Below are 13,980 nucleotides of genomic sequence, written 5' to 3' on the forward strand. Positions count from 1 at the left end.
TTCACTTATCATTCTTTATAAGTTAGGCTTGCTTGCCTTGCTGATACCGTTTCTCAGCTGCATTCCAGTCGACTACGTTAAAATACGCAGCAATATAATCCGGCCGACGATTTTGATACTTCAAATAATAAGCGTGTTCCCACACATCAAGACCAATAATGGGGAAGCCTTTCACTTCGGCAATATCCATTAATGGATTATCCTGATTAGGGGATGAGGTGATTGCCAGTTCGCCTTCAGGCGTTACGATCAACCAGGCCCAACCCGACCCGAACCGGGTGGCTGCTGCTTTGGTGAACTCTTCTTTAAAGGTATCGAATGAGCCAAATTTCTGCGTGATTGCATCAGCCAGCGTGCCTGTTGGCTGGCCACCGCCACTTCCCGAAATTGTATTCCAGAACAGCGTATGGTTATAATGACCACCGCCATTATTACGAACAGCCACTGGTGCTTTGCTTACGCTGGCCAGCAGATCTTCAATGGATTTATTTTCCATATCTGTGCCTGCAATGGCATTATTCAGGTTCGTCACGTAAGCATTGTGGTGCTTGCCGTGGTGAATTTCCATGGTCTGCTTGTCAATATTCGGTTCGAGCGAATCACTTGGGTAAGGAAGCGGATCTAATACAAAAGCCATTGTATTGATTAGTTAGAATGTAAGATTATTCGGTTCTGTTAACAAGCCTATTCCAAATTATGTTCTTAGGCGATTAAAAAACTTTGCCAGTAGCGCTTGGCTTTCATCGGCTAATATACTGGATTCTAAGCGGGTTTTAGGATGTAATATTGATGGATTCACACGACTATAGCCACGCTTGGGATCGGGTGCACCAATAACTAACCGGCCCAGCTGTGCCCAGAATAAAGCACCTGCACACATTACACAAGGTTCCAGTGTCACATATAAGGTGCAATCGGTCAGGTACTTACTGCCTAAGTAGTGCTCAGCTGCTGTAATAGCCATAAGTTCAGCATGAGCCGTTACATCGGTCAATTGTTCTGTTTGATTGCGCGACTTGGCAATGATTCGGTTGCGACAAACGACGATGGCCCCAACAGGAATTTCGCCATTATCAGCAGCTTCTTCCGCCATACCAAGGGCAATATCCATAAAATATTCGTCGGGCATGATAATCGTTTGTGTGTAGCGACTTATGTTATTGTTTCAATACTTTACGAACCGTTTGTCGGTCGCCTACTTGTATACGTAGGAAATAGAGACCGTTAGGCTGTGTAGTCATATCGAGTTCATTGCGCTGATTCCGTGTGGTATGCTGTAGAACGGGCCTGCCTTGGGCATCCATAAGCGATAGGGTTGCTGGATCGCGAGTTAGTGGTAGGTCTAATTCTACGCTGAGTACCGTTTGGGTAGGAACTGGATAGGTTTTTACCAGGGGATCAAGCGAGTTATCATCTACGCCTAGTAATGGTGCTACTGTGATTATTGCCGTACCAGAAATTGGCCCATTACCGCAGACATTTCTCACAGCTGTGAGTCGATAGGTTGTGCTTCGAACAGGTCGTGCTTCAAAAATATAAGGGCTACTGGATGTTGTAGCTGTGTATGAACGAAGACTATCGGCATAGGTTGCAGTCCAGGGGCCATCTCCCCCAAATGTCAGGGTTAAGTTAGCTGGGGTCCCTTCGTAAATAGTTTGTGTACCCGTCAAAGTTGCACTAGCCACCGAGCGCACGGTGAGTGACGTAGGACTGTTACTTCCTATAATGGCTATGTCTGGATTATCAGCTTTCACTCGTACGAAGTACTGTCCTCCCGGAAGTGTAAGAGGCAGGCTACCCGTAACAGGTGAGCTAGTGGCTGTTGCCGAGACCGCATACTTTTTGGATGTATCGGCTGTACTCACCAATTCCATTCTGAATGCATTCCCTGAGTTAAACTGACCCGTTGTAGTAAAGGGTACAGTTAGCGATGTTCCAGAGCATAGGGTCGTTGTGGATAGGGAACTGGTTGAAACAGTTGGAACAATGACATTGACCTGGGCAGTTGCCGGACTACCTGGTAAACCTATACCGCATCCATTCGAGACGGTAATTACCTGATAGATGGTGTTGCCACGTGGTAACACCGAAATAGTTGTATCTGCCTTGAGTGATGTGCCCGAATACCCACCCGTTAGGGTATAACTATACGGTCCTGAACTGGTAAACTTCAGTTGTAAGGGAGCTTTCTGTCCTAGATTGACGGTGGATACGGGCGCAACCAGTGCCAGTGTGGGTGGTGAAGTAACAATAGCTTTGATCGTAGCACGCGGACTATAGCAGCCGTTTGTCCCAATCTGATACACGTAGAAAGGATCTCCCCCCGGCTGAACATTTGTGTTGAGCGTTAATGGCGTAGGAGCGTCATTAGTAACTCGGCCATAGGGGTCAATCCATTTTAGCTGGCTTCCTGATTCGCCAATTGCTTCCAGTGGGGTTGCCTTATCATTCAGGCAGTAAACAACCAGCGGTTTTGGTGTAGTAGGGGCTGCTAACGTATTAACTGTAACCTGAATAGTTGCTTTTCCTCCTTCACAATTATTGACAGTCTGGCTTACCTGATAAGACTGTGTGCCAGCGGTGGTAATAGAAGGAATTGGTGCGCCGGAAAGCAGACTGCCTGCGCTATTATACCATTTTAGGTTTTGACCACTGGCGTTAGACGCCAATGAGGTTACATTTTGGGGTGGTTGATCTTGTTGGACCTGGCAATAGTTAACATTCGATACGCTCGGCTGACCAGGAAGTGGATTGATAACAACGGTTATACTTGCTTTGGGCCCCTCGCAGCCCTCACTAGAGGTTTGGGAGACTTTATAAACCTGATTACCAACAGTGCCTGTATTTGGTACTGGCGTGTTACCTATTGAGTTGTCCGAGGCATCATACCATTTTAGGTTGGTGCCGTTAGCTGTTAATGGCTGTGCCTGACTATTGTTACAAAAGCTAATTGGGCTGACGCCCGGTACGCCAGGGGTACTTTTTACCCGTACACTCAGACTGGCACGAGGACCCTCACAGCCACTCAGAGTTTGGCTGACATAATAAATCGTAGTACCAACTGTGGAATTTGTGGGAACTGGTGCGCTACTAGAAGCTGTACCACCACTGGCAGAAGTACCATACCAGTTAGGAGTCGCATTGGCTACCAGGGTAGCAGTCAGTGTGGGTACGCCATAGTTTTGGCAAAACTCAACTAAAGAGGTGCCTGGTGCATCTGGTGTGTCTTTCACTTGTACAGGTATGCCCGTACGTGAGCTTTCGCAGCCATTCACTGTTTGCGTTACATAGTACGTAATACTGCCAATGGCGGAGGCTGCTGTGCTAGGGACGGTGGCATTACTTGACCCTGAACCACCTGTTTGGTTGGTGCCATACCATCTCAAATTCTGACCAGTAGCCACCAGCGCTTGTGCCGGACTTCCTTCGCAATAGGCACTAGGAGAAGTGCCGGTAGGCGAAGCTGGTATCGAATTAATTGTGACGGTAAGCGTTGCTTTAGGGCTTTCGCAGCTTTCAACGGTTTGAGAGACTTTATATGTCTGACTGCCAACAGTACCTGTGTTTGGGGTTGGGGCTCCCCCTAGCGGACTGTCAGAAGCGTCATACCATTTAAGCCCTGAACCCGTCGCGGTTAAGGGCTGGGCTGGACCGTTGTTACAGAAACTTACTGGGCTAACGCCTGGTGCGCCGGGTATTGCTTTTACGCGCACAGCCAGGCTCGCTCTTGGTCCTTCACAACCATTTAGGGTTTGGCTAACATAGTAAACAGTTGTCCCAACAGTGGAGTTCGAGGGCGTTGGCGCAGTGCCAGACGCTATACCACCGCTAGCTGAGGTGCCATACCAGTTAGGCGTCGCATTGGCTACTAGTGTTGCGGTTAAGGTTGGTGCACCACTTCCCTGACAGAAATCAATAGCCGTAGTGCCAGGGGCAATAGGTGTATCTTTGATGAACACTGGTATTCCTACCCGTGGGCTCTCGCAGTTGTTTACCGTTTGGGTTACGTAATAGAGCGTAGTGCCCAAAGTTGTAGTGCTAGGAGTATTGGGTGTTCCTGATGAAGTACCTCCCGTTTGACTAATACCATACCATCTTAAGTTCTGACCCGTAGCTGCTAATGGCTGAGCCGAACTTCCTTCGCAATAGGTAACAGAGGTACCGACTGGGGCAGAAGGGATCGCATTGATGGTGACAGTAATAGTGGCTTTAGGGCCTTCGCAACTTTCTACAGTTTGGGAAACTTTATAGGTTTGGCTGCCCAAGGTATTTGTATTTGGTGTGGGCGCTCCTCCTAGTGGAGCATCAGCGGCATCGTACCACTTAAGGCCTGATCCTGTCGCCGTTAAGGGTACTGCGGTGCTATTATTGCATAGGCCAATTGAACTGACTCCCGGAGCACTTGGGGTAGCTTTCACCCGTACAGTCAGACTGGCACGAGGACTTTCGCAACCGTTCTGTGTTTGACTGACGTAATAAATTGTAGTGCCAGCGGTGGAGCTAGAAAGTATAGGGGCCGTCCCTGAAGGCGAGCCTCCACTGGCAGCTGTGCCATACCAATTTGGGGTGGCACCAGCAGTAAGGGTTACTGTTAAGGTTGGGGCAACAACTCCCTGACAAAATTCAATGGTTGACGTGCCTGGTGCATTAGGGCTGTCTTTCACCTGTACAGATATACCCGTACGCGGGCTTTCACAACCATTCACTGTTTGAGTTACGTAATAGGCAGTAGTACCAAGGGTTGCCGTGTTGGGGACGGTGGCATTGCTCGACCCAGAGCCTCCGGTTTGGCTGGTTCCATACCATTTTAGATTTTGACCAGTAGCCGTCAATGGTTGGGCTGTACTCCCTTCGCAATAGGTAGCAGAAGTGCCAGTTGGGGCAGAGGGGATGCCATTTACGGTTACCGTCAGGCTGGCGCGGGGGCCTTCACAACCATTTAGGGTTTGGCTGACGTAATAGGTCGTTGTAGTCGCAATTGTTGTTGAAGGAACTGGAGAAACAGAAGAGGGTGAGCCGCCACTAGCCAAGGTGCCATACCAGTTAAGGGTAGCTCCAGCAGAGACTGGCGTTGCGGTTAAAGCACTCGCTGTTTGTCCCACACAATAGGTCACTGGGTTAGTGGCCGGTGTGGGAGGGGCGTCTTTCACTGTAACCGTAATCGCGGCTCTTGGACTTTCACAGCCGCCAACCGTCTGGCTTACATAATAGTTGAAATTGCCTATAAAAGCAGCAGCGGTGCTGGGGACGGGAGCTATACTAGATGAAGTCCCCCCACTTTGGCTAGTACCATACCATTTTAGATTCTGGCCGGTAGCTACTAGCGCTGAGGCTGTTGTGCCTTCACAATAAGGGGACGGTGTAGTTACACTTGGAGCCGCTGGAACACTAATTGTGAGGGTTGATAAACTACTAGCCTTTGTAGCATTGCTAGCCACTATCTGAATACGGTAGGCATCCCCATTAACAGCTGCCGAGGGAATTGTTCCACTAATATTTCCGCCCGTTCTTGAGGCAAGAGTGCCTAATGTTGTTGGGTAGGTTCCTCCAACAACATCAGATAAATAAGCGGTGAATACATTGCCTACAGCGAATGAGCTACTTGTTGTAAAAGTTACCGTAAGGCCACTACCTGCACAAACCGTAGCTGGGGAAAATGTGACCGTAGTAATCGTTTGGGCAAAGCCGTGCGTTGTTAGGCCAGTTAGGCACAGCAAAACCGCTAAATAGGAGTAAAAAATACGTCCCTTCATAAAAAATTGAGTAATGAATCCATTTTGGACTCTAAAGTTAATGCATTTATGCTTGATATGCGGATGCGCTAAGCCACTGCCTAAGTATACCAGACAGAACTATGAGGATAAATATATGATTAATTGATTGATCAGTAGAAGTATACGGCTATTTTGTCTCCATTCGATTAGCTGAAGACACACATACCTATAAGTTGCTGCAATAAAAATGCCACTTCAGTATTGAAGTGGCATAAGCTAATTTAACCAGCAGGGCAACTTAAGAATACGCTACCGCTTACTCAAGAAACCATTACTCAACGGCGCTGTAGATTACTTCATGAATCCGTCGGCGGAGTTTCGTTGTATTGATGGAGTTATTACCCGCTGTTGGATAAATACGGTTCGAGAGGAATACAAAAACCAGCTCTTCATCTGGATCGACCCAGACAACGTTACCCGTAAAACCCGTATGACCAAATGACCGGGCTGATGCCTTAGGTGACATGTACACGCTGCCCGCGCTTTCGGGATTAGGTTTGTCCCAGCCCAGGGCCCGGAAGCTGCGATTACTAAGAGTTTGGGTAAAGTAAGGCACGGTCATTGGATTCAAAATTCGCTGGTCTCCGTAAACGCCTTTCTGAAGATTCATCTGTAGGAGTGTAGCAATGTCATGGGCGTTACCAAACAGTCCGGCATGCCCCGAAATACCTCCCTGCACTGCCGCCATCTGATCGTGTACTGTTCCCACCAGCAATTGATTTCGGTAGTAGGTATCCTGTTCCGTTGGAGCACACTGCGGATGAGGTAGCCGTTGCAACGGGGTAAAGCCAAGTTGGTGCAGCCCTAACGGCTTATATACATTCTCCGTAACAAATTTATCTAATGGCTGTTTGCTGACCCGTTCAACGATTTTCTGTAGGGTCAGGAAGTTCAGATCGCTATACACATAGGCCGGCTTACCTGCTTCATCGGTTTTTCGAGACATCGGCGATTGAATCACCCATTTCCAAACCGAATCTTTCAGGGCGGGGACACCCCAGAGTGTAGGGGCAATTTGAAGTGTATGGAGGCTGTCTTGTGTAGCTGCGTAATATTGAGCTTTCAACCCTCCGCCTGGTAGTCGGGTGCGATCCCAGGTGGTTGGATAATACGATACCATACCGGATTGATGCCAGAGCAAGTCCTGAAGGGTAATATTTTGCTTGTTGGTATTCCGTAGCTCGGGTAGATAAAGCGATGCTTTCTGGGTTAGATCAATCTGTTTCCGGTCATATAACACCATCACGGACTGCAAGGTAGCCAGTACTTTCGTAAGGGACGCCAGATCGTATAAAGTCTCATCCGTTACTTTCTCGGCACCCGCGGCATAGGTCAGTGCACCAAAGTTTTTGCTGTATACTACTTTGCCTTTCCGAGCTACCAGAATCTCGCAGCCTGGAACAACATGATTCTTAACTGCACTCTGGGCAATGGCATCGATCTGATTCAATACGGCCGATTTCATCCCGACGCTCTCCGGCGACCCGGCTGACAACCTACCTTCCGGATTGGTTCTCAGGCCCATGCCCACTTTCATATCGCCCGATGTTGAGACGGGTAACATGCCTCGGGCACCCAGTCCGCCAAATAACACTTGAGGGACTACCCGCTGCATATCATCAAGATCCTGATAGGCACAGACAAGGGCGTCGGCACCGGCAAATTGTGGTAAGCTATAGGGCGATCCAAAGGCTGCAACAATTACTTTGGTTCCGCGCTGTTTCAGGCGGGTGATCAGATCCAGAGAAGGTTTGGTAATCCCGAATCGACGGGCGGCTGATTCGCTCATTCGGTGAAAACTAATGACAACCGTGTTTGCATCCCCCACATGAGCTAACATATTCGTGAGGTCTGCTTCCGACAGTGGTTTTTCCGGGAAAGCCACTGTCTGGAAGGGTGCATATTGGTTCAGGGTTTTCTGAAATACATTGCCGGGTTCGGCTCCAATAGCTATCGAGGCCAGCCGCAGGGTATCCAGCCGATTGAGCGGGAGAAGATTGTTCTGATTATCGGCCACCGTTACCGACTGCTCGCAGAGTTCCTGTTTGAGCAATTGAGCTTCGGGAGAATTCAACTCTGCTGATAAACCGCCCAGGTTAATAGGTTTGTAGTGATGAAGGCCAGCCCAATATTTGGCCCTAAGAATCTTTTTGACTTTCTCGTCGATAAACTCCTGCGTAATTACGCCCTGCTGAACAGCATTCAGGATCGTTGCCGCAGCCTCTCGCACATTTTCTGGATAGAGAAGAATATCATTTCCGGCAATTAACGCCTGTAAGTTCACGTCCATTGCTTTGGGTGACCGACTAATGCCGCCCATATTCAACGCATCAGTGAAAACCAGCCCCCGGAATCCGAGTTCTTTTTTGAGGAGTTCGGTAACAATCTTTTCGGATAATGTAGCGGCCAGCGCCGGTCTGTTGTCCATTACAGGTACATGCAGATGACCTGTTACTACTCCCATTAAACTATCGGCAATAAGTTTGCGGAATGGGTACAGATCAATTTCGCGCATTTGTTCCGACGACCGGGAAACGGTGGGCAGTGTATGATGCGAGTCGGCGTTAGTGTCGCCGTGGCCGGGGAAGTGCTTGGCAGTAGCAATGACATGGTTTTGCTGTAAACCACGCATGTAGGCTGACGCTTTCAAGGCTACGTTCTCTTTGGCTTCACCGAATGAGCGAACTCCAATTACGGGGTTAGCCGGATTGCTATTGATATCGGATACGGGGGCAAAATTGATATGGATACCTAAACGCTGGCACTGACGGCCAATCTCGGCCCCCATTCGATAAATCAACTCGTTGTCCCGAATAGCACCCAGCGACATCTGTTTGGGAAAGTCCATGGCACTATCCAGACGCATGCCCAGACCCCATTCACCATCAATACCAATAAGCAGCGGTACTTTTGATTCAGCCTGGTAGCGATTAGTCAGAATAGCCTGCCGGTAAGGACCGCCTTGAAAAAAGATTAATCCGCCAATGTGATTGTTCTGGATCAGATGATCAATGTACTGGTAGTGATTCTCATGGCGATTTGAAAAGGCCGCGACCATGAAAAATTGCCCTATTTTTTGCTCAGGTGTCAGGCCCTGGAAAACGCTATCTACCCATTGCCGTCCGCTATCGGGAAGCATAAAAACCTCGACAGGTGTAGCGGCTTCCCCATATTTATAGGGCGAAACAACAACAGGAGTCACAACTGGCAATGGTCGTTTGACTTTGGCTTTCGCTTTGTGCGATCTCGCATGAGCATGTCGTGCCCAGTAGCTACGGCCTGGCCTCATTAGACCGAAAGCCGTTAACAAGCTGACGGACAGAAGGCCGACAAGTAAAATTGGTCGTACAGCGATGTTCCGCATGGGCACTCTGAAAGTAAAAAAGTCTAGGTCAGTTAACGGTAGTTTCTGGCAAACCATAAAAATAGCCAAACCCTACCGAAAATTGGCACTCATCATTGAATTATCTAAATTTTAAACGAAATAATGTAGAACAAATGTTATTGCCAACGGATTAATACAAAATTAAAGTTGAAAATTAATTCTTTTTGTCAACCATAATGTATAGGCCATACTGTAATTCAGACGGTTAACACGTTCGCTATATACGGCAAGAACGACACCAACGATTCGTTCTCGCATCTATGACTTAAAAAGTATTGATTGGTTGAGCCTTACCTGTACGGATAGGAAATTAGTAGTTGATTTGGAGGAATAGGTAGGGAGGATAAGTACAAAAATGATGCCGCTGGTAGATAGCAGCCAGTTGAAAGGCGAACGCCCAGGTGTTGACACTCGTTGGGGATGTGCGGAAATCAGCCAGTAAGTGTAAGGGAAATCCTTGTTGGGTAGTGTGCCGAACCGGCAATAACAAAAGGCCCGAAGGGCCAGAGGGAAGAAGCCGATGCTGTAGGCTTTAAAGTAGGGACATGGCGAATCAGGAAGCTCGCCAAACTAGAGGGATAATGGATAACGTAATGACTAATAAGCTCTGGCTGGGCGTATATGTGACAGAGCCGACAGAAGACGCTCGCTGAACTCAGCTTTTGTAACCTGCACAGCATGTTGCCATCCAATAGTCGATGTTGCTTTCGGTCTGGCTGTTGATGCTGATGCTTTAGCCCGCAATTGTTTCCGGGCCGCAAACATATTGTGTGGGTGCCCCATGCTAAATGCCTGACTGCTGATGCCCACTAGTAAAATGCCGATAACTACTAACGTTTTCATGACCTCTATCTTAATTACACTACAAAGATATATGTTTAGTTTGGTATCTTGCAATACATAGTACTAAATTTTTCAAATTATTTTTGAGTTTAGTGGAGTGGGTGAAGTAAGTGAAGTAGTGGAGTAAGCGAATGGGTATTAATCAACGACTCAACTTAATACCCTCTTTTCACCTACTCCACCACTTCACGAATTACTACTCCACAATAACCCGTTTTACCGCTCCATCTTCATTTTGGGTAACCGTAATGAAATAGATTCCCTGCGCTTTTTTGCCCAGATCAATCTGTCCCACAAACTCGCCTGAGAAGTCTTTTATCTCTCGTTTAGCCACTTCCTTCCCTTTCGGATTCGTAACAATAATACTTATGTCGCCTTTGGTGGGTGCCGTAAAGCGGACGTTCAGTTGGTCGCGGTCAGGATTGTTGGGGTATGCATCTAATCCCCGAATGGTAGAGGGTTTGCCGCCGATATTCCGGGACCAACTCTCAAAAGGTTGAACTAACTGTCGATCAAAATCTCTTGGGAACTCGAATTTGAACCGACGGATTTGATCCGCCATGGAATCGACTCCCCGATGAAGTTCGTAGTTCCAGTTTTGGTTGTCCCACGATTCACGGTTGTTACGGGGTAATTTATTCCGTTGAACATAGATGTCTCCCGGAATACGTTTCATACCTGGGCCAATGCGCTTGCGGGATACAATTCGGTCGCTATCATTATCTTCTACAATGATCGTCATTTGCCGTTTGCGACCATCCTTGCGGGTTGCCTTGAGCGAATCCACTAATTTCATAACCATCTTATCGCGTTGTGGATCGCTCATGCCATCCATGCTATACGTGCGTTCGATTTCCCGAACTTCATCACCATTACGTTCAATAATTCGGACATTTACGTCATTCGTAGTAGATTTCGGCGATGGCGATACCGCCTTTTGTGCCAGAGCAACACCACTGAAAGTGACTGCCAGAAGCAGGGCCGGTGTGAACCGGGAGACCGCTAAAACTGTTTTTTTCATAGTACAGGATAATTGCAAACGAAGGAACAATAAGTTGTGAAACCAATTGATAGTGGGGGTGTTAAAGTTTGTTAACGCGCCAATGAGTAGGCTACCCCGTTCGTACTTTTACATACCACGCCCAGTTTTTGAATAGATGCAGAACTTGGACGAAGGTTGCATGAGCGAGTAAAAAAATGTCGAGACAACGTATACGCTGGATTGTTGCACTAATGGCCATAGGGTTGCTGGGTCTTGTAGGCCTGCAATTATTCTGGATTGGGAGTGCTTTGCGCTTGCAGAAAGAACAATTCGCCTACAAAGTTACCGATGCGTTGCAGGAGGTGGTTCGGACACTGGAACGGCAGGAAATTGTATACCTGACCAAGCAGCGTATTCAAGCTCGTGAGCAACAGGATCGCCTGATGGCTATTGCCAAAAAAGAAGGAAAGTCAATTCCTAAAGAGTCCATTTATCATGGCATGACTGCTAAGCAAGCCGATCGGTTGGCCGAAGCGAAACAGGAGAATCGAACGCAGGCTATTCCACCGAACTCACGGCAGACAATGACGCTTGGAATGACCCCTGCTGGTGCTGTTGTGGTACAATCGGATGTGCTTCACCCAACGGTTCAGCCACTGTCAGCTGAGCAGTCGGCTGTTGTGGTTGAGTTTTTTCGGCAGCAGGAAGAGTTGATGGCCGTTGGTGACTGGCAGACCCAGCTATTACAACAACAACAGTTCGATCATTGGGTCGAAAATGTGCTCAGTTCCGAGCTACTCCGTATCAATAAGCAGGTCAATGGGGATTCACTCCGACGAGCGGCCAAAAGGCGCCTTCGTCAGTCGCCCCCACAGCGGAAGGCTCTACCGGAAAATACGCTCGGGTCGGTTAAGCCTGGAGTTCCCACCCATCCGGCAAGCATGAGTCAACATCGGGCCGAAGAACAGTCGCACCGGATTAAAGATGTCCTTAAAGGCCTATTGTTATCTGATCGGCCCATTGAAGACCGGGTTAACCGGCTGGCGCTCGACACTCTACTACAGCAGGCACTGGTTGAACGAGGTATCAGCATTCCATTTGCCTATGGAGTTCGAACTCGGCAACAACCCAAATTTCTGTTTACCTCATTGGGTATGGATGCCCGCCAACTCGATGCAGAAGGCTACAAAGCGGCATTGTTTCCCAATAATCTGCTCGAAACCGGGAATTATGTCTATGTTTATTTCCCTACGCAACAGCAGTTCATTTTAAGTCGGCTGGGTTTCACGTTTGGTGCGTCGGTCGTACTCATTCTGGTTATACTGGCATGTTTTTACATAGCCATTAGCACGATTGTTCGGCAGAGAAAACTAGCCGATATCAAGAATGACTTCATTAATAATATGACCCACGAGTTTAAAACACCCATTTCGACCATCTCGCTGGCCGTCGAAATGGCACAGGAGCAACTGCGGTCGGAAGCCCAGTCAAAAGTTGGGCGGGTGCCAGTTGGGATGGCTTCTGGCGGACAGGGGGGCATGGGTTTCTCCGAACCGCCTGAACAAGTGGACTCGCGGCTGACCCGCTATATGGGCATTATCCGCGATGAGACCCGGCGGCTGGGTTCGCATGTGGAGAAGGTATTGCAGATGGCTTTACTGGACCGGGGTGAAATTAAACTCAACCTATCGCCCGTGAATGTACACGACGTAATCGAAAAGGTGCTGAACAACCTGGGGTTGCAGATTGAGCAGCGTGGGGGAGAGGTAGACCTGCATTTTGATGCTGATCGGGAAGTGGTTGAGGCCGATGAACTACACCTGACCAATATCGTTTACAATCTGCTGGACAACGCACTAAAATACTCGCCTGAGAGCCCGCACATTACCCTTAGTACACAAAGCCTTCCTGAAGGCGTTAGTATTACGGTTACTGACCAGGGACTGGGCATGTCGAAAGACCAGACGAGCCGAATTTTTGAGAAGTTTTACCGAGTGCCAACCGGCAACCGCCACGATGTAAAGGGGTTCGGCTTAGGATTGAGTTATGTGAAAAAGATGATTGATGAACACCACGGCCAGATTATGGTCGAAAGCCACTTAGGCAAAGGCAGTTCTTTTGAAGTGATTTTACCTTATAAACAAGAGTTAGTAGTGAAGTAAGGAACTAAGTGGAGTCGTGAAAACGAATACGAAACATACTTCACGTAGGTTACCTACTGCACTAATTACTGAAATTATGCCAACCATTCTCCTCGTTGAAGACGACCCGAATCTGGGTCAATTGGTGCAGGAATACCTGACCATGAAAGGCTACCCTACCGACCGCGCCATCAATGGTGATCAGGGATTACAGTTGTTCATGGGGGGCAATTACGACCTCTGCATTTTCGACGTAATGATGCCCAAGAAAGACGGATTCACGTTGGCTAAAGAAGTTCGGATGGGTAACCGCGATGTGCCCATTATCTTTCTGACGGCCAAATCTATGCAGGAAGATACTATCCAGGGCTTTAAGGTTGGGGCTGATGACTACATGACTAAGCCATTTAGCATGGAGGAGTTGTTACTTCGCATTCAGGCTATTTTGCGCCGATACCAACGCTCAACCGATTCGGCGGAAGCTACTATTTATCAAATCGGCTCGCTTTCCTTCGATTACCCGCATCAATTGCTTTCCCGGAATACCGATGCAACAACCGAGTCGCAACCGCAGAAGTTGACCAGTAAGGAGTCTGAATTATTAAAATTGCTGGCACAGAACCTCAATCAGCCCGTCAGTCGTAGTTTTGCACTGAAAATGGTTTGGGGCGACGATTCGTATTTCAACGCCCGAAGCATGGACGTGTACGTGACTAAACTGCGCAAGTATCTCAAAGAAGACCCTACTGTTCAATTGGTGAACGTACACGGGGAAGGATTTAAGTTAATAGTGTAGTGGGTGAAGTGAGTGTAGTAGGTGGAGTGAGCAGAGTAGGTTAAGTAAGGAAAATAAGT

8 protein-coding genes are annotated in these 13,980 nt (G+C 48.1%); 2 read left to right on the forward strand and 6 right to left on the reverse strand.

The genetic code is table 11. The features are described 5' to 3' along the window. Positions 1–22: 22 nt before the first annotated feature. The 6 genes from ACYVGO_RS05830 to ACYVGO_RS05855 form a co-directional block, all read right to left on the reverse strand. Complete coding sequence (locus tag ACYVGO_RS05830) at positions 23–637, reverse strand: superoxide dismutase (RefSeq protein ID WP_460968260.1); 615 nt, start codon at positions 635–637, stop codon at positions 23–25. Between the two features lie 57 nt (positions 638–694). Beyond that, positions 695–1,129, reverse strand: coding sequence for a nucleoside deaminase (locus tag ACYVGO_RS05835; protein WP_460968262.1), 435 nt, complete (start codon positions 1,127–1,129; stop codon positions 695–697). A 28-nt stretch (positions 1,130–1,157) separates the two neighbouring features. Continuing rightward, entirely contained in the window at positions 1,158–5,753 is a 4,596-nt protein-coding gene (locus ACYVGO_RS05840) for an Ig-like domain-containing protein (protein WP_460968264.1), read from the reverse strand. 292 nt (positions 5,754–6,045) lie between these two features. Then, complete coding sequence (locus ACYVGO_RS05845; RefSeq protein ID WP_142776152.1) at positions 6,046–9,138, reverse strand: glycoside hydrolase family 3 N-terminal domain-containing protein; 3,093 nt, start codon at positions 9,136–9,138, stop codon at positions 6,046–6,048. Between the two features lie 618 nt (positions 9,139–9,756). Next, positions 9,757–10,002 carry a hypothetical protein gene (locus ACYVGO_RS05850; RefSeq protein WP_460968266.1) on the reverse strand — a complete coding sequence of 82 codons (246 nt, stop codon included), beginning with the start codon at positions 10,000–10,002 and terminating at the stop codon, positions 9,757–9,759. Positions 10,003–10,198: 196 nt separating this feature from the next. Beyond that, positions 10,199–11,023 carry a T9SS type A sorting domain-containing protein gene (locus ACYVGO_RS05855; protein ID WP_460968268.1) on the reverse strand — a complete coding sequence of 275 codons (825 nt, stop codon included), beginning with the start codon at positions 11,021–11,023 and terminating at the stop codon, positions 10,199–10,201. A gap of 176 nt (positions 11,024–11,199) precedes the next feature. On the opposite strand from ACYVGO_RS05855, the gene ACYVGO_RS05860 reads away from it, so the two are divergent. Further along, entirely contained in the window at positions 11,200–13,146 is a 1,947-nt protein-coding gene (locus tag ACYVGO_RS05860; protein WP_142776149.1) for a sensor histidine kinase, read from the forward strand. A 76-nt stretch (positions 13,147–13,222) separates the two neighbouring features. Next, on the forward strand, positions 13,223–13,921 hold the full coding sequence (locus ACYVGO_RS05865) for a response regulator transcription factor (protein ID WP_460968270.1): 699 nt from the start codon (positions 13,223–13,225) through the stop codon (positions 13,919–13,921). Positions 13,922–13,980: the final 59 nt, after the last annotated feature.

The organism is Spirosoma migulaei, assembly GCF_054776855.1.

Excerpts from the sequence above, each read along its gene's own strand:
- ACYVGO_RS05830 (WP_460968260.1), bottom strand. The coding sequence starts at position 637 with ATGGCTTTTGTATTAGATCCGCTTCCTTACCCAAGTGATTCGCTCGAA.
- ACYVGO_RS05835 (WP_460968262.1), bottom strand. The coding sequence starts at position 1,129 with ATGCCCGACGAATATTTTATGGATATTGCCCTTGGTATGGCGGAAGAA.
- ACYVGO_RS05840 (WP_460968264.1), bottom strand. The coding sequence starts at position 5,753 with ATGAAGGGACGTATTTTTTACTCCTATTTAGCGGTTTTGCTGTGCCTA.
- ACYVGO_RS05845 (WP_142776152.1), bottom strand. The coding sequence starts at position 9,138 with ATGCGGAACATCGCTGTACGACCAATTTTACTTGTCGGCCTTCTGTCC.
- ACYVGO_RS05850 (WP_460968266.1), bottom strand. The coding sequence starts at position 10,002 with ATGAAAACGTTAGTAGTTATCGGCATTTTACTAGTGGGCATCAGCAGT.
- ACYVGO_RS05855 (WP_460968268.1), bottom strand. The coding sequence starts at position 11,023 with ATGAAAAAAACAGTTTTAGCGGTCTCCCGGTTCACACCGGCCCTGCTT.
- ACYVGO_RS05860 (WP_142776149.1), top strand. The coding sequence starts at position 11,200 with ATGTCGAGACAACGTATACGCTGGATTGTTGCACTAATGGCCATAGGG.
- ACYVGO_RS05865 (WP_460968270.1), top strand. The coding sequence starts at position 13,223 with ATGCCAACCATTCTCCTCGTTGAAGACGACCCGAATCTGGGTCAATTG.